Source organism: Vibrio sp. VP6 (assembly GCF_028823755.1).
GTDB classification, from domain to species: domain Bacteria; phylum Pseudomonadota; class Gammaproteobacteria; order Enterobacterales; family Vibrionaceae; genus Vibrio; species Vibrio parahaemolyticus.
This window is the reverse complement of the sequence record NZ_JAPEID010000015.1, coordinates 61,444-78,385: the sequence shown is the minus strand read 5'-3', so window position 1 is coordinate 78,385 and position 16,942 is coordinate 61,444. Positions and strand designations below refer to the sequence as shown.

The window sequence follows — 16,942 nt, the reverse complement described above, 5'->3', positions numbered from 1 at the left end:
TTTTTACACGTAATTATCCATCTGTGCAATAAATTTTTGACTCAGACTTAAAATAAATTATAACTATTGTACAAAAAGTTGAGCCAAGTCCTTTGAGCAAGTGATTAACAATGAGTAAACTACAAGATTCACTCAGAGAGGTGTTGAATGCAACAGTGTGACAAACGACAAGATGAGTTTACTTCACGAGACGTAGAAATCATCTCGAAAGAATCTGTGTTTGAAGGCTTCTTTAAAATGGTGAAGTACCGTTTTAAGCATAAGCTATTCGCTGGTGGTTGGAGCGACGTGGTGGAACGAGAAATGTTCGAGCGTGGCCATGCCGCAGCAATGCTGCCCTACGATCCTAAAACGGATCAAGTGGTTATCATTGAGCAGATCCGCATTGGCGCATTGGAACATGAACACCCTTGGCAGCTAGAAATTGTCGCCGGTATGATCGATCGCGATGAATCCGCAGAAGAGGTGATTCGCCGTGAAGCCGAAGAAGAAGCAGGCATTACCGTAGGGCGAGTGGCATCAGTCACTTCTTATTATCCTTCTTCCGGTGGATGCTCTGAAAAACTGGATGTGTTTGTTGGTGAAGTTGATGCTTCTAAAGCGCACGGCATTCATGGTTTAGACTATGAAGATGAAGACATTCGAGTTCATGTGCTAAGTCGTGAACAAGCGTACCAATGGGTGAAAGACGGAATATTTGAGAATGGTGCTTCTATTATTGCGTTGCAATGGTTGCAATTAAACCATCAAGAGTTGAGGTCACAATGGGGATATCCCCAAATAGTGGAGAGTAAGTAATGGCGCAGGTGGCTGAAAAACAGCGATATCATGTTGATTTAGCGGGTCTGATGAGAACCTATGAGACCAATTACGCTAAGTTAAATGCCTTACTGCCTGTCTCTGCTGAGGTTGGGGATGTGCGTTGCTATCAAGCGGCGAACATGGTTTACCAACTGACCGTGAATGAAATCACAAAATACACCACAGTTGTTGAGATATGTCAGAGTGATGAAACGCCAGTGTTTCCTTTGCCGACGATGTCTGTCAGGCTTTATCACGATGCGAGAGTGGCTGAAGTATGCTCAAGCGGAGAGTTCTCACGCATTAAAGCTAAATATGATTATCCCAATGACCAGTTGATGCAGAGAGATGAAAAGCATCAACTTAATACGTTCCTTGGTGAATGGCTGACGTTTTGTTTACGAAGTGGCATTAGTAGAACGCCGCTTGCCTTCAATTGATCGTCACGTCATTCAAGGAAAATAACAAGAAACTATAGAGTGAACGAATCAGGTTTTCATTTTGCAATCATCGAATGACAGCATCAAACTTTTACAAATCACGGATACTCATCTGTTCGCTGCAGACGAGGGAAGTTTGCTGAGCGTAAAAACGGCCGACAGCTTTTCTGCTGTGGTTAACGAAGTTTTGCGCCGCAAAGTGGGGTTTGATTACATTTTAGCGACTGGCGATATTTCACAGGATCATAGCGCCGAGTCTTATCAACGATTTGCTGATGGCATTGCGCCGCTGCAAAAGGATTGTTATTGGCTGCCGGGAAATCACGATTACAAACCCAATATGGGCAGTGTGTTACCTTCACCACAAATTCAAGCGGCAGAACATGTGTTGCTGGGTGAAAAGTGGCAATTGATTTTGCTTGATTCTCAAGTAGTAGGCGTGCCTCATGGGCGTTTAAGCGATCAGCAGTTGACTCTTTTGGAAGAGAAATTAACGGAATTTCCTGAGCGTCATACACTGGTTTTATTGCATCACCATCCTTTGCTGGTGTGGAGCGCTTGGCTTGATCAGCATACGTTGAAAGACGCAGAAGCGTTTTGGCAAGTTGTGGATCGATTCGACAATGTAAAAGGCATTTTGTGTGGGCATGTTCATCAAGACATGAACGTAATACACAAAGGTATTCGAGTGATGGCAACACCATCAACGTGTGTTCAGTTTAAGCCGAATTCCGATGATTTCGCGCTTGATACCACATCCCCAGGTTGGCGTGAGCTAGAACTGCACACCAACGGCGACATCACAACCCATGTCGACCGTTTACCAGAAGGCCAATTCCAGCCAGATTTCTCTTCCAACGGATATTAATGATGCCCGAGCTCTAAGTTCGGGCTCGCTTTTTCATGCGAGACTTCTATGAGTAAACCTTCACTTCTATTGTACATCCACGGTTTCAACAGCTCACCGCTCTCAATGAAAGCCAATTTAATGAGAGAATATTGCGCGCAGCATCGTCCGGACATCAAAGTAATCGTCCCACAATTGCCTTGCTTTCCTGAACAAGCCGCTCAATTGTTGTTGGATATTGTTGAGCAATACAAAGACGACTACAACATTGGCTTAGTGGGTAGCTCGCTTGGTGGTTACATGTCGACGTGGTTAAACGCTAAGTACGGTTTTAAAGCGGTTGTCGTGAACCCTGCAGTCAAACCTTATGAGTTGCTTGTTGATTATTTGGGGGAGCAAACCAACCCATACACGCATGAAACCTATACACTTGAAGCTTGTCATATTGACGAGTTAAAAGCTCTTGATGTACAAAGCATCGCGTCGCCTCACTCTTTCTGGTTGTTGCAGCAAACCGAAGACGAGGTTTTAGACTATCGCCAAGCGGTAGATAAGTTTGCAAAAGCTAAGCAAACGGTAGAACAAGGCGGTGATCACAGTTTTGTAGGCTTTGAGCGTTATCCTGCTAAGATTATCGAATTCCTTGAACTGTAATACTAATGAGACGATTGGAATAGGCTCATAGTTTTTATTGATATATCCAACTGTTTCTTGACATAGGCGGTATGCTTTCCGACTATGTTTTGCCTAAAGATCTTAAGGGTCATCGACCCTGGCTACGTTGTTATGCATCAGATTTATAAACACTTAACGATGCTGACAGGGTAGCTTTTTCGTTTCCTGAGTATGTGCTTACCGATAGGTAAGACTTGGGTAACAAGTAAACTTTGAGAACAATTCCGTATTATGACTGAACAATATAATGCTGGTGCCATTGAAGTACTGAATGGCCTTGAGCCAGTACGTCGCCGACCAGGGATGTATACGGATACAGCGCGCCCAAACCACTTGGGCCAAGAAGTTATCGATAACAGTGTCGATGAAGCGCTAGCCGGACATGCCTCAAAAGTACAAGTCATCCTACATGCTGACCAATCACTAGAAGTGATCGATGATGGTCGAGGCATGCCTGTTGATATCCACCCTGAAGAGAAAGTATCTGGTGTTGAGCTGATCTTATGTAAGCTCCATGCGGGTGGTAAATTCTCCAACAAAAACTACCAGTTTTCAGGTGGTTTGCACGGTGTAGGTATCTCAGTAGTAAACGCGCTGTCTAAGCGAGTTGAAGTGACGGTACGTCGTGATGGTCAAGTGTACGAAATTGCTTTTGAGCACGGTGACAAAGTATCAGACCTTACTGTAACGGGCACATGTGGTCGCCGCAATCGCGGTACTAGCGTGCACTTTTGGCCGGATGCGAAGTATTTCGATTCAGCTAACTTCTCTGTAACTCGTTTGGTGAACAACCTACGAGCGAAAGCGGTACTTTGCCCAGGTCTAGAAATTACGTTTACCGATAAAGTAAACAACAAAGACTACCAGTGGTACTACGAAGATGGTTTGAAAGACTATCTAGCCGAAGGCGTAAAAGGTTACCCAGTACTACCAGAAGAACCGTTTACTGGGGAGTTTTCTGCAGACACAGAAGCAGCAAACTGGGCAGTAATCTGGCAGCCAGAAGGCGGCGAGATGATCACCGAAAGTTACGTGAACCTTATCCCAACAGCTCAGGGTGGTACACACGTAAATGGTCTTCGCCAAGGTTTGTTGGATGCGATGCGTGAGTTCTGTGAATTCCGCAACTTGCTACCACGTGGTGTGAAGCTAACGGGCGATGATGTTTTCGACCGTTGTTCGTACGTGTTGTCGGTTAAGATCCAAGATCCACAGTTTGCTGGTCAGACTAAAGAGCGTCTCTCTTCGCGTCAAACCGCTGCGTTTGTCTCTGGTGTGGTAAAAGATGCATTCAGTCTGTGGCTAAACGAAAAGCCTCAACTTGCAGAGCAACTAGCGGAAGTGTGTATTGCTAACGCGCACCGTCGTATGCGCGCAAGCAAGAAAGTCGTACGTAAGAAAGTCGCATCGGGTCCTGCCTTGCCAGGTAAGCTAACAGACTGTTCCGTACAAGACTTAAATCGCACCGAAATCTTCTTCGTGGAGGGTGACTCTGCGGGTGGCAGCGCGAAGCAAGCCCGAGATCGTGAATTCCAAGCGGTAATGCCACTGCGTGGTAAGATCCTAAACACATGGGAAGTCTCTGCCGATCAAGTTCTGGCGTCTCAAGAAGTGCATGACATCTCGGTTGCGTTGGGTATCGACCCAGACAGCGACAACCTTGACAGCCTACGCTACGGTAAAATTTGTATCCTTGCCGATGCGGACTCGGACGGTCTTCATATCGCAACGCTATTGTGTGCTTTGTTTACTCGTCACTTCCGCGCGCTCGTTGAAGCGGGTCATATCTATGTAGCAATGCCGCCTCTGTATCGAATCGACTGTGGTAAGGAAGTCTTCTACGCCCTCGATGACGATGAAAAAGATGGCATTCTAGAACGTTTGTCGAAGAAGAAAGCCAAAATCAACGTACAACGATTCAAAGGTCTGGGTGAGATGAACCCAATTCAGCTACGCGAGACCACAATGGATCCGAACACGCGTCGTTTGGTTCAACTTACGATCGACGACTCTGAAGCCACTATGGAAATGATGGACATGCTGCTAGGTAAAAAACGCGCAGATGACCGTCGTTCTTGGCTACAAAACAACGGCGATTTGGCAGAGGTTTAACGGATGTCTACAGAAATTACCTACGATGGCGTTGAACAGTTGCCAATGCGCAAGTTCACTGAAGACGCTTATCTGAACTACTCGATGTACGTAATCATGGACCGTGCATTGCCATACATTGGCGATGGTTTAAAACCGGTTCAACGACGCATCATTTACGCGATGTCGGAGCTTGGTCTTTCGGCATCAGCAAAATACAAAAAGTCTGCACGTACCGTTGGTGACGTGTTAGGTAAATACCACCCGCACGGTGACTCTGCATGTTACGAAGCGATGGTATTAATGGCGCAACCATTCTCTTACCGTTACCCACTGGTTGATGGTCAGGGAAACTGGGGTGCTCCGGATGACCCGAAATCTTTCGCGGCAATGCGTTATACCGAAGCGAAACTGTCGAAGTTTGCAGAAGTATTGCTGGGTGAGTTAGGTCAGGGCACTGTGGAATGGCAACCAAACTTTGATGGCACGATGAAAGAGCCTCAAATGTTGCCAGCACGTCTACCTCATATCTTGTTGAATGGCGTAACGGGTATCGCGGTTGGTATGGCGACAGATATCCCACCTCACAACGTTCGTGAAGTGGCTGACGCAACTATCCATCTGATCGACAATCCGAAAGCAGAATTGCCTGAAGTTATGCAGTTTGTGAAAGGTCCAGATTATCCGACAGAAGCGGAGATTATTTCGCCTCAAGCGGAAATTGAAAAGATCTATCGCAACGGCCGTGGCAGCATCAAGATGCGTGCGGTATGGCATAAAGAAGGGTCAGACATCGTCATCACGTCGATTCCGCATCAAGTGTCTGGCTCGAAGCTGCTTGAGCAGATCGCAAACCAAATGCGTGCGAAGAAGCTACCGATGGTAGAAGATCTTCGTGACGAATCGGATCATGAGAACCCAACTCGTATCGTAATCGTGCCACGTTCGAATCGCGTCGATTGCGATTTGCTGATGAATCACTTGTTTGCATCTACTGATCTAGAGCGTAGCTACCGTGTTAACTTGAACATGATTGGCTTGGATAACCGTCCTCAAGTGAAAGGTCTCGTACAGATCCTATCTGAGTGGATTGAGTTCCGCCGCAGTACCGTGCGTCGTCGTTTACAATACCGTTTAGACAAGGTGATGGCTCGTCTACACATCTTAGAAGGTTTGTTAGTTGCTTACCTCAACCTAGATGAAGTGATTGAGATCATTCGTACCGAAGACGATCCAAAAGCGGTGTTGATGGAACGCTTTGGTATTACCGATATTCAAGCCGATGCGATTCTGGATACCAAACTTCGTCACCTAGCGAAGCTAGAAGAGATGAAGATCCGTGGTGAACAAGACGAACTCGAGAAAGAGCGTGAGAAGCTAGAGCAGCTGCTTGGTTCTGAGCGTCGTCTGAACACACTACTTAAGAAAGAAATTAAAGCCGACGCAGAGAAATACGGCGATGACCGTCGTTCTCCTTTAGTTGAACGTGCTGAAGCAAAAGCACTGACTGAGCGTGACCTAGTACCAAGTGAACCAATTACCGTTGTACTGTCTGAAAAAGGTTGGGTTCGTCATGCGAAAGGACACGATGTCGATGCGGAAAGCTTGAACTACAAGTCAGGCGATAAATACTTGGCGCATGCGCGCGGTAAGAGCAGTCAGCCGGCGGTCTTCCTTGGCAGCGATGGTCGAAGTTACTCGCTTGAGTCGCACTCGTTGCCATCAGCACGTAGTCAAGGTGAGCCGATTACTGGTCGCTTGAATATCACAGCGGGTAGCAGTATTCGTCAGGTGATCATGAGCGAAGAAGATCAGCTATGGCTGGTGGGCTCCGATGCTGGTTACGGCTTTGTGTGTAAAGGCGCTGATTTGCTATCGAAGAACCGTAGCGGTAAAGCGTTGGTTACGTTGCCTGCAAATTCTGAAGTGATGACGCCAAAAGAAGTCGGCGATCTGGATTCGGATGAGATTCTCGCGATTACCAACCAAGGGCGTATGTTGTTGTTCCCAATTAAAGACTTGCCGCAATTAGCGAAAGGTAAAGGTAACAAGATTATCAACATCCCAGCAGCTAAAGCGAAAGAGCGTGAAGAAGTGTTGTCCCACTTAATCGCGTTGCCGCAAGGTGCTTCTTTAACCTTGTACGCTGGTAAGCGCAAGCTAGGTTTGAAACCTGCTGATCTTGAGAACTTCCGTGGTGAGCGTGGTCGCAGAGGTAGTCTGCTGCCAAGAGGCTTACAGAGAGTGACGCGAATTGACGTTGAGCTTGGTGAGTCGAGCAGCACTGAAGAATCGAGCGAAAGCGAATAAAACGAATAGAAACAAAAATCCCAGCCATTGGCTGGGATTTTTTTTATGCTTCTTGTTTGTCTTCGGCGATGGTGACTTTTAGAGTCATTTCCTTGCCTTTACGAATGATACCAACGTCGACAGAAGTGCCTGGGCGTAAATCCGTGACGATATCCATCACGCTTTGACGGCCCTGAACTTTATTGCCATCGATACTGATAATGATGTCTTGCTTTTCAAAGCCTGCGGCACTTGCTGGACCATTTGGGTCGATACCTAAAACAACGATACCGCCAATGTGCTCGTTTCCTAGTAAACGGGCCGTCACTGCATTGATGTCTTGCCCATCAATACCGATGTAGCCGCGAATCACACGACCATCAGCGATGATTTTCTGCATAATTTTGCTGGCGAGTGGGGCTGGGATTGCAAATGAGATACCGTAGGTTTCAAGATCGGTTGCCTGCTGGAAAGATGCGGTGTTGATGCCCACCAATTCACCTTGAGTATTCACCAATGCGCCGCCCGAGTTACCTTCATTGATTGCAGCATCAGTTTGGATGAAGGCTTGACGACCATCGCTAATAGAAGAGCGACCTGTCGCGGAAATAATGCCGAAGGTCGTGGTTTGCCCTAAGTTGTATGGGTTACCAATCGCTAAAACGACATCACCAACCTGAGGTTTGTATTCAGAATTCAATGGGATGACAGGTAGGTTAGAACCTTCAACTCGTAAAACGGCAATGTCCGTGCGTTTGTCGGTGCCAACAAGTTGAGCGGCAGCAGCTCGACCATCTTGCAATGCAACAACGACTTGGTCTGCTTGAGCTACCACGTGATAGTTGGTAATGATATAACCTTTTTCGCTGACGATAACCCCAGAACCCAGCCCTTGTGTCGAGAGTTTACTGCGATCGTTTTCAACGTATTTTCGGCTGTAGATGTTCACAACCGCTGGCGCCGCTCTTCTTACGGCTTGGTTAAACGACAACTCAAGAGATGCGATATTTTTCGGTTGTTGGTCGAGCGCGACAGGAATAACGTTATTGCGCAATGATGGAACTGCGAGCAGTACAACGGCAGCGGTTGCTAAGCCTAAAAAGACAGAACGTAATAAAAAGCTAAGCATATCCTCTCCATGCATGAGCGCCAAAATGGCATAGAAAGGTGAAGAATAGCATTACATTGAAAAATAACAAAAGGGCAGTGCGTGATCGCACTGCCCTTTTAATAATCAGATTGATAGTAAGATTAACTCTTCGAGCTTCNGTGCGTGATCGCACTGCCCTTTTAATAATCAGATTGATAGTAAGATTAACTCTTCGAGCTTCATCACCAAGAGTGATGGAACAATCGTCTGGTTTTGCCCTGATTTTAGAGGCTAGAGACTATCGAATCACCAAGTAGATAGTGCGTTCCCCGCGTTGGATATTTAGTGCAAGCACTCCTTTGTGTTTATCAACAATAGAGCGAAGCTCCGCAAGGTTTTTCACTCGTTGACGATTGACGCCAATAATGATGTCACCTTGTTTTAGCTGGTATTGCGCGGCAGGTGAATTCTCTGCAACACTGGAGACTTTTACCCCTTGGATTGCATCACTTGGTGTAGTGTTACTTAACTCTGCTCCTTTTAGGCCTTCATGCAACGTTTCCGCTTTGGCTTTCATGTTGGTGGACTCGCCAAGAGTCACGTCAAACGATTTGCTCTTACCATCACGAATAACGCCTAGCGTGATCTTCTTACCTGCTCCTAATGTGGCGACTTTGGCGCGCAACTCAGAGAAAGTGTCGATTGACTTACCGTTCACTGATACAACCACATCACCGGCTTTTAGACCCGCTTTGTCCGCTGCGCTATCAGGCACGACTTGGCTGATGAATGCCCCTTTACTTGACTCGTAACCCAGTGCTTCTGCCAGCTCAGAGGTCACTTCACCACCTTGAACGCCCAACATGCCACGTTTTACTTCACCAAATTCTAAAATCTGCTCAGTGAGGTTTCTCATCATGTTCGATGGGATGGCAAAACCAATCCCGACGTTGCCGCCATTTGGTCCCAAAATGGCGGTGTTAATACCGATCAGCTCACCGTTAAGGTTCACCAATGCACCGCCAGAGTTACCGCTATTGATTGCGGCATCGGTTTGGATGAAGTTTTCGAAGTTCTCCACGTTTAAACCACTACGACCCAGTGCAGAAACGATACCCGAGGTGACGGTTTGGCCGAGACCAAATGGGTTGCCGATAGCAACAGTAAAGTCGCCGACGCGTAACTTGTCAGAGTCGGCAATCTTAATCTGAGTTAGATTTTTCGCTTTTTCTAATTTCAGCAATGCGACGTCTGCCATCTCATCACCACCAACGAGTTCTGCATCGTATTCGCGGCCGTCATAGAGGCGCACTCGAATTTCATCCGCGCCTTTGATCACATGATAGTTAGTGACGATGTGCCCTTTTTGGGCATCAATAATGACGCCAGAGCCCAATCCGCGGAATGGACGCTCTCGAGTTTGCTCCATCGGGAAGTCAGGGCCGAAGAAGAACTGAAATTGTTCCGGAATACGACTGGTTTGAACTTGTTTACCCTCAACCGCAATGCTCACGACTGCTGGGGTCACTTTCTCTAGCATCGGGGCTAGGCTTGGTAATTGCTGGCCATCAACACTTAGAGGCAGTGCTGCCGTGGCCGTTATCGGCGTGATAATGGAACTCAAACTTAAAGATAGAACGGTTAGCGCAAGCAATGGCTTTTTCATCCAGTAACTCCTCTTGAAACATGTCTGCCAAAAAGAAATATCCGCACTTTACACCAATAAGAATAAGCGTTTGGTCATCCATGACAGGGTACGTTTAGCCCAACCGATAGCGCATGCCATTATTCAAAGGCCGTAATAGACTGAAACGAATTGCCTGCATAGGTTTATGAACATCAACTTATCTTGATTGATATTTTTAATATAAGGTCTAGTTTGGATATTCAAAGGGTGACGGCAGTTCACATGCAAGTTAGAGAGGGATTACTGCAGAAAAGTTCAAAAAGGGTCGATACAAATTACGATTTATATCGACCCAAAAGAAAGGAAAAGAGCAGGTTAAGAGGCTTTAGCCGTCACCACGTCGGGAGCGTTGATGATCTCTTTTTCTTGATCTTTCAAAAGACCGGTCGCGCCGTTGGCATAGTCTTTTGGTTGTTCGTTGACCTCTGGTTGGTCTTCTTTGATTTGCTCTGAAGACATCGCCGTTTTCTTATCAAACGGGTTATCTTGTTCTGGCAAGTTAGGCAGAAGTTCTGAAGAGGTCTTCGCCATATGTTGGTAGAGTTTAGTGTAATCCTTACCCAGGGTATCCAACATTTCTGCGGTTTGTGCAAAATGATCTACGAGCTCTTGACGTTGTTGCTCTAGTTCAAACTTAGCCGCTTCAAGTTCTTTTTGCACAGACTTTTGTTTCTTGTATTCAGGGGTGGTTAGTCTACTAATGACTACGCCTACGATTGTACCGACCAGCAAACCCACAATGGCATAAATCCAAGGCATAACTGCTCCTTATAGTTGTTTTAACAAGTCTTTTACTACTTAGTTACACGCGGTGCTTGTCCATGTTACTATGGCTTTCACAGCCGATAAAGAAAAATAGCAGTATGTCTTCGGGGACTGATAACTACTTCTCTCTATTCTCAAAGTTGACCCCGAGGTGACCATTTTCTCTGTACCTCTAACACGACTTAATCTGATGACACCACTAAAACGATATCAAAAAGATATAGCAGAACATGGATTCCAGCGCGATGAAGCCCAGCATCAAGCCGTTGTCGCTTTAGACAAACTCTACCATGATATTGTTGAGTTTCAGTCTGCGCCGATCCCTCAACTTTCTAAATGGCAGAAGCTCATGGGCAAAAAGGTCGAGATGCCTCAACCCCCAAAAGGTTTGTACTTTTGGGGCGGGGTAGGCCGAGGTAAAACCTATTTAATGGATGCCTTTTTTGATGCCTTACCTACTGACAGAAAAATGCGCGTGCACTTTCACCGCTTTATGTATCGGGTACATGACGAGTTAAAGCGCTTGGGGGAGGTAGAAAATCCTCTCTCCAAAGTTGCCGACTTATTTAAACAAGAAGCGGATATTGTTTGTTTTGACGAGTTCTTTGTCTCTGACATAACTGATGCCATGATTCTTGCCACATTGTTGCAAGAAATGTTTAAGCGTCAGATGGTGCTGGTGGCGACGTCAAACATCGAACCACAAAATTTGTATCGTAATGGCTTACAGCGAGCACGTTTTCTTCCTGCTATTGATATGATTTTAGCGCGTTGCCATGTCCTAAATGTGGATAGTGGTGTCGATTATCGTCTGAGGACGTTGGAACAAGCCGAAATCTACCATTATCCATTGGATGAGCAGGCTTCTATTAATTTAAATACCTATTATCAGCAGCTTACGGCTGAGCGTAAAAGCGTTGCCCACAAAATCGACATTAATCATCGACAGATTAACGTGATTGAAGCCAGTGATGGGGTGTTACATGCTTCTTTTGAGCAGTTGTGCCAAACCGCTCGAAGTCAAAACGATTACATTGAACTCTCACGTATTTATCACACGGTTTTACTGGCCGATGTTCGTCAGATGAATCGTAAAATTGATGATGCTGCGAGGCGTTTTATTGCTTTAGTCGACGAGTTTTATGAGCGTAACGTAAAACTGATTATTTCAGCGGAAGTCGAGATGGATGCCTTATATACCGAAGGACAACTGGAATTTGAGTTCAAGCGTTGTGTATCGCGTTTAACCGAGATGCAGAGTCATGAGTATCTTGCTCGCGAGCATTTGGCGTAAATTTGATTGCCTCTTTAAAAAGTGAAGAAAAAATTAGTGATTTGGCGCAAAAAAAGGTGATTTTTTCTTCGCTCTTCTCTATAATCCTGCGACCCACCGTTACTGCAGACCGGATTATCGAAGTTATTTCGAAATAGATGGTCGAGAGTACCAACGACTCGAAGGGGTGATGACTGGGCTCTTAGACAGTGTGGGAGCACCAAACGGGTGTTCCTTTAAAGTTTAAATTTTAATTAACGGGTTATTATTAGCATGAAAACTTTCGTTGCTAAACCAGAAACTGTAAAACGCGACTGGTACGTTGTAGACGCTGAAGGTAAAACTCTTGGCCGTCTAGCAAGTGAAATTGCATCTCGCCTACGTGGCAAACATAAAGCTGAATACACTCCTCACGTTGACGCTGGTGACTACATCATCGTTATCAACGCTGAGAAAGTTGCTGTAACTGGTAACAAAGCTAAAGACAAAGTGTACTACCGTCACTCTGAGTTCCCAGGTGGTCTAAAATCTATCACTTTTGAAAAGCTGATCGATCGTAAACCTGAGATGGTTCTTGAGCTAGCAGTTAAAGGCATGCTTCCACGTGGTCCTCTAGGCCGTGCTATGTACCGTAAGCTTAAAGTTTACGCAGGCGCTGAGCACAACCATGTTGCTCAACAACCACAAGTACTAGACATCTAATTGGGGATTTCGAAAATGGCAGAGAATCAATACTACGGCACTGGCCGTCGCAAAAGCTCAGCTGCACGTGTTTTTATTAAACCAGGCAGCGGCAACATTGTAGTAAACAAGCGTAGCCTTGATGAATACTTCGGTCGTCCAACTTCTCGCATGGTTGTTAAACAACCTCTAGAGCTAGTTGAACTAACTGAGAAGCTAGACCTTTACGTTACAGTTAAAGGCGGCGGTATTTCTGGTCAAGCTGGTGCTATCCGTCACGGTATCACTCGCGCGCTTATGGAATACGATGAGTCTCTACGTCCTGCTCTACGTGCAGCTGGTTACGTTACTCGTGACGCTCGTTGCGTTGAACGTAAGAAAGTTGGTCTACGTAAAGCACGTCGTCGTCCACAGTTCTCTAAGCGTTAATTTCCTTTTACCGGAAATTATGCTTTCCAGAATTATTCTGGGACTGTGCACCAAAAGCTCGGCTATATGCCGAGCTTTTTGTTTTTTATTGTCAGATAAAGCATCCGTTCTCTCTGGTTATATCAGAACACTCCCCCTTAATATCCACGCAACATTTTACGAAGGTTTTGTCGCGATATTTACGCTTTCCTTGTGCTACAAAAGTTTAAATTTACGTGTTAGTGATTTTTGTCACTTATTGAAAACGTATTCGGTGTAATTCTCTGAAAACAACCAAAATAAAAGGCATTTGAGGCTTAATTTTGTTGTTCTTCATTTCGCTTTCTTGTTACAAATCACATCAATTTTTTATAATTCTGCCGCTTTTGTGACGACGCGAGCGATTTGCCTCACAAATGTTACAAAAAGGTAGCTTTATCTTGTCAAAAAGTAGGGTTTTCTTTATCATTTCTCCCCAATAATTAGAACTAAATTCATTATTTGTTAGCCATGCTCTTATAAGCGGAATAATAACGATCCAAAGGGAGCAAATGGGAGAATGTTTGGATGAGCAACGCGCCTTTAAATAACGGTCGCAGGCGTTTTCTAACCGCTACAACGGCAGTTGTTGGTGGATTAGGGGCAGTCGCCGTCGCCGTGCCTTTTATTAAATCATGGAATCCGAGTGCTAAAGCCAAAGCGGCGGGTGCACCGGTGGAAGTGGATATAAGTAAAATTGAACCAGGTCAGCTGGTACGTGTTGAGTGGCAGGGGAAACCTGTATGGATTGTTCGCCGTACTCAAAGCGTGCTGGATAACCTAAAAACGATCAGTGATAAGCTTCGTGATCCACAATCTGAAATGGAACAGCAGCCAGAGTACGCTCAGAATGAGTTTCGCTCGATTAAAGAAGAGTACTTTGTTGCCGTTGGTTTCTGTACTCACCTTGGTTGTTCACCTACCTACCTACCAGACTCTTTCTCAGAGCAGGTGCAGGGCGTAAGGTCTGGCTTCTTCTGCCCTTGTCATGGTTCTAAGTTCGATATGGCAGGCCGAGTATTCCAAGGGGTACCTGCTCCATTGAACCTTGTCGTTCCTAAACACATGTATTTGAGCGACACCAAGCTCATTGTGGGTGTTGATGAGGGGGATGCATAATGCAAGCACTATTAGATTGGGTAGAAAAGCGTATTCCAGCAATGAATGCTTATAAAAAGCATTTATCTGAATACCCAATGCCGAAGAACTTCAACTTTTGGTATCTTTTTGGTTCACTGGCGATGCTGGTTCTTGTCAACCAAATCCTAACGGGTATTTGGCTAACGATGAACTACGTTCCTTCTGGTGAAGGTGCGTTTGCATCTATCGAATACATCATGCGTGACGTTGAGTACGGTTGGCTTCTGCGTTACATGCACTCAACTGGCGCATCAGCGTTTTTCGTTGTTGTATACCTGCACATGTTCCGTGGTCTGATCTACGGTTCGTACCAAAAGCCTCGTGAACTACTGTGGATCTTCGGTATGTTGATCTTTCTAGTTCTAATGGCTGAAGCATTCATGGGTTACCTACTACCATGGGGTCAGATGTCATACTGGGGCGCTCAGGTAATCATTTCTCTGTTTGGTGCAATCCCTGTTATCGGTGATGACTTAACGCTTTGGATTCGTGGTGACTACATCATCTCAGGTGCAACGTTGAACCGTTTCTTCGCACTACACGTAATTGCGCTGCCTATCGTACTACTTCTACTTATCGTGCTTCACGTATTGGCACTGCACGAAGTGGGCTCTAACAACCCTGACGGTATCGAAACTAAGTTACCAAAAGGTTCAATGGGCGATGATTACAAAACGCAGTTCAAGTTCCACGATTACTACACGAAGAAATACGACATTATTGACTCTATTCCTTTCCATCCATATGGCACGGTTAAGGATTTGGTTGGTGTCGCTGGCTTCTTGTTCTTCTTCTGTTATGTGTTGTTCTTTAACCCAGAAATGGGTGGATACTTCCTTGAGCCGCCTAACTTTGAAGCTGCAAACCCATTGAAGACGCCTGAACACATCGCTCCGGTATGGTACTTCACTCCGTTTTACGCAATCTTGCGTGCGGTTCCAGACAAGCTATTGGGTGTAATCCTAATGGGGGCGTCTATCGCAGTACTGTTTGTTCTGCCTTGGTTGGATCGCTGTAAAGTACGTTCATACCGTTACCGTAGCAAAATCCACCTATTGAATATTGTTCAGTTCACTATCGCCTTTATCGCTCTGGGCATTTTAGGTGCGTTGCCTGCAACACCGACGTACACACTACTATCTCAGATCTTTAGCTTGTGTTACTTCATGTTCTTTGTACTGCTGTTCTTCTACAGCAAAAATGAAGCAACCAAACCATTACCAGAGAGGGTGACATTCAAATGAAGAAGTGGATTGTAATTCTATTTGCTATGTTGCCATCTCTTGCGATGGCAGCAGGGGCCAACGTTCCGCTTGATAAAGCAAACGTGGACCTAACGGATAAAGCTTCGCTACAAAATGGCGCGAAGTTGTTCATGAACTACTGTTTTGCTTGTCACTCTACGCAATACCAGCGTTATGAGCGTGTAGCAACAGACTTAGATATTCCAGCTGACCTAATGAAGGAAAATCTGATTTTCAACCCTGAAGCGAAAATCGGTGACCTCATGGTTAATGCTATGCCACCGAAGCAGGCGGCAAACTGGTTTGGTGCTCCACCACCGGATCTAACTTTGGTAGCCCGAGTGCGTGGTGCGGATTGGTTGTACACATACTTACGCTCTTTCTATGTTGATCCATCTCGTCCATTTGGCGTGAACAACATCGTATTCCCAAGTGTTGGTATGCCGCACGTTCTTGAAGAACTGCAAGGTATTCCAACGCCAGTGTACGGCACTAAGATGGTTGATGGTGAAGAAGTCAAAGTGGTTGTTGGTACTGAGACAAACGGTACTGGCGAATTAAGCGAAGGCGAATATGACAAAGCGGTTGGTGACTTGGTGAACTTCTTGGTTTACGCCGGCGACCCAGTTCAACTTGAGCGTCATGCTTTGGGTTGGTGGGTAATGGGTTTCCTAGTTCTACTAACGATTGTTGTCGTGATGCTTAAGAAAGAGTATTGGCGTGATGTGCATTAATTGTGCTATCATACTGTGCTAATTCCCAATTTTAATTGATGGATAATGGAGGCTTAGCCTCCATTATTTTTATTTGTAAGTGTACTGGAGGGCTCCATGGCTGTAGCTGCCAATAAACGTTCTGTGATGACTCTTTTCTCAAGTGCATCAGATTTGTATAGCCATCAGGTTTGCATCGTACTAGCTGAAAAAGGCGTAAGTGTTGAAGTTGAGCTTGTTGATGAAGCTAATCTTCCTGCTGAGCTTGTTGAGCTAAACCCATATAAATCAGTGCCAACTCTTGTTGACCGTGAGCTAGCTCTTTACGATTCAAAAATCATCATGGAGTACTTGGACGAGCGTTTCCCTCATCCACCTCTAATGCCGGTTTACCCAGTTGCTCGTGGTAACAGCCGTTTGATGATGTACCGTATTGAACGTAACTGGTACTCACTAGCTGAAAAAATTGTTAAAGGTAATGCAGAAGAGTCAGAAAAAGCGCGTACGAAACTTCGTAACGATCTACTGACTCTAGCGCCAATTTTTGCTGAATACGAATACTTCATGAGTGAAGAATTCAGCCTAATCGATTGTTACCTAGCTCCACTATTGTGGCGCCTACCTCAACTTGGTATTGACCTAGTTGGCCCAGGCTCAAAAGAAATCAAGGTATACATGAACCGCGTATTTGAGCGTGATTCATTCCTTGCTTCTTTAACTGAAGCTGAACGTGAAATGCGTCTAGTTCGCTAAGCGATT

Annotated in this window: 16 protein-coding genes; 13 read left to right on the top strand and 3 right to left on the bottom strand. The window is 45.5% G+C overall.

Annotation, left to right across the window (positions count from 1 at the left end):
• Window positions 1–147 precede the first annotated feature (147 nt).
• From nudF to parC, 6 genes are all read left to right on the top strand, one after another.
• The gene (nudF, locus tag OU793_RS11815; protein ID WP_005497056.1) at window positions 148–798 is read left to right on the top strand and encodes an ADP-ribose diphosphatase; all 651 of its coding nucleotides are present in this window, start codon (window positions 148–150) and stop codon (window positions 796–798) included.
• Window positions 798–1,241: a DUF1249 family protein gene (locus OU793_RS11810; protein ID WP_005482022.1), complete on the top strand. Its 444-nt coding sequence runs from the start codon at window positions 798–800 to the stop codon at window positions 1,239–1,241. The genes nudF and OU793_RS11810 overlap by 1 nt, the downstream gene beginning before the upstream one ends.
• A gap of 61 nt (window positions 1,242–1,302) precedes the next feature.
• Entirely contained in the window at window positions 1,303–2,109 is an 807-nt protein-coding gene (cpdA, locus tag OU793_RS11805) for a 3',5'-cyclic-AMP phosphodiesterase (RefSeq protein ID WP_100661516.1), read from the top strand.
• Window positions 2,110–2,157: 48 nt separating this feature from the next.
• A complete protein-coding gene (yqiA, locus tag OU793_RS11800; protein ID WP_024703389.1) occupies window positions 2,158–2,742 on the top strand; it encodes an esterase YqiA in 585 nt (194 codons plus the stop codon).
• Between the two features lie 252 nt (window positions 2,743–2,994).
• Entirely contained in the window at window positions 2,995–4,875 is a 1,881-nt protein-coding gene (parE, locus tag OU793_RS11795; RefSeq protein WP_005457157.1) for a DNA topoisomerase IV subunit B, read from the top strand.
• Window positions 4,876–4,878: 3 nt separating this feature from the next.
• Entirely contained in the window at window positions 4,879–7,164 is a 2,286-nt protein-coding gene (gene parC, locus OU793_RS11790; RefSeq protein WP_005482017.1) for a DNA topoisomerase IV subunit A, read from the top strand.
• 43 nt (window positions 7,165–7,207) lie between these two features.
• Here parC and degS read toward each other — a convergent pair whose 3' ends face one another.
• From degS to zapG, 3 genes are all read right to left on the bottom strand, one after another.
• Window positions 7,208–8,272: an outer membrane-stress sensor serine endopeptidase DegS gene (gene degS / locus OU793_RS11785; RefSeq protein WP_005490480.1), complete on the bottom strand. Its 1,065-nt coding sequence runs from the start codon at window positions 8,270–8,272 to the stop codon at window positions 7,208–7,210.
• A gap of 259 nt (window positions 8,273–8,531) precedes the next feature.
• On the bottom strand, window positions 8,532–9,899 hold the full coding sequence (locus OU793_RS11780) for a Do family serine endopeptidase (protein WP_005457169.1): 1,368 nt from the start codon (window positions 9,897–9,899) through the stop codon (window positions 8,532–8,534).
• Window positions 9,900–10,235: 336 nt separating this feature from the next.
• Window positions 10,236–10,679: a Z-ring associated protein ZapG gene (gene zapG / locus OU793_RS11775; RefSeq protein WP_005457173.1), complete on the bottom strand. Its 444-nt coding sequence runs from the start codon at window positions 10,677–10,679 to the stop codon at window positions 10,236–10,238.
• 196 nt (window positions 10,680–10,875) lie between these two features.
• Here zapG and zapE point away from each other — a divergent pair, with 196 nt between their 5' ends.
• From zapE to sspA, 7 genes are all read left to right on the top strand, one after another.
• The gene (gene zapE / locus OU793_RS11770) at window positions 10,876–11,979 is read left to right on the top strand and encodes a cell division protein ZapE (RefSeq protein ID WP_017449190.1); all 1,104 of its coding nucleotides are present in this window, start codon (window positions 10,876–10,878) and stop codon (window positions 11,977–11,979) included.
• Window positions 11,980–12,231: 252 nt separating this feature from the next.
• A complete protein-coding gene (gene rplM / locus OU793_RS11765; protein ID WP_005396465.1) occupies window positions 12,232–12,660 on the top strand; it encodes a 50S ribosomal protein L13 in 429 nt (142 codons plus the stop codon).
• A 15-nt stretch (window positions 12,661–12,675) separates the two neighbouring features.
• A complete protein-coding gene (gene rpsI, locus OU793_RS11760) occupies window positions 12,676–13,068 on the top strand; it encodes a 30S ribosomal protein S9 (RefSeq protein ID WP_005458217.1) in 393 nt (130 codons plus the stop codon).
• Window positions 13,069–13,614: 546 nt separating this feature from the next.
• A complete protein-coding gene (gene petA, locus OU793_RS11755) occupies window positions 13,615–14,205 on the top strand; it encodes a ubiquinol-cytochrome c reductase iron-sulfur subunit (RefSeq protein WP_005479718.1) in 591 nt (196 codons plus the stop codon).
• A complete protein-coding gene (locus OU793_RS11750) occupies window positions 14,205–15,470 on the top strand; it encodes a cytochrome bc complex cytochrome b subunit (RefSeq protein ID WP_005479717.1) in 1,266 nt (421 codons plus the stop codon). The genes petA and OU793_RS11750 overlap by 1 nt, the downstream gene beginning before the upstream one ends.
• Window positions 15,467–16,204 (top strand): cytochrome c1, encoded by a 738-nt coding sequence (locus tag OU793_RS11745; protein ID WP_005479715.1) that lies wholly within the window; start codon window positions 15,467–15,469, stop codon window positions 16,202–16,204. Before OU793_RS11750 ends, OU793_RS11745 begins: the two co-directional genes overlap by 4 nt.
• 96 nt (window positions 16,205–16,300) lie before the next feature.
• Entirely contained in the window at window positions 16,301–16,936 is a 636-nt protein-coding gene (gene sspA / locus OU793_RS11740; protein WP_274647774.1) for a stringent starvation protein SspA, read from the top strand.
• Window positions 16,937–16,942: the final 6 nt, after the last annotated feature.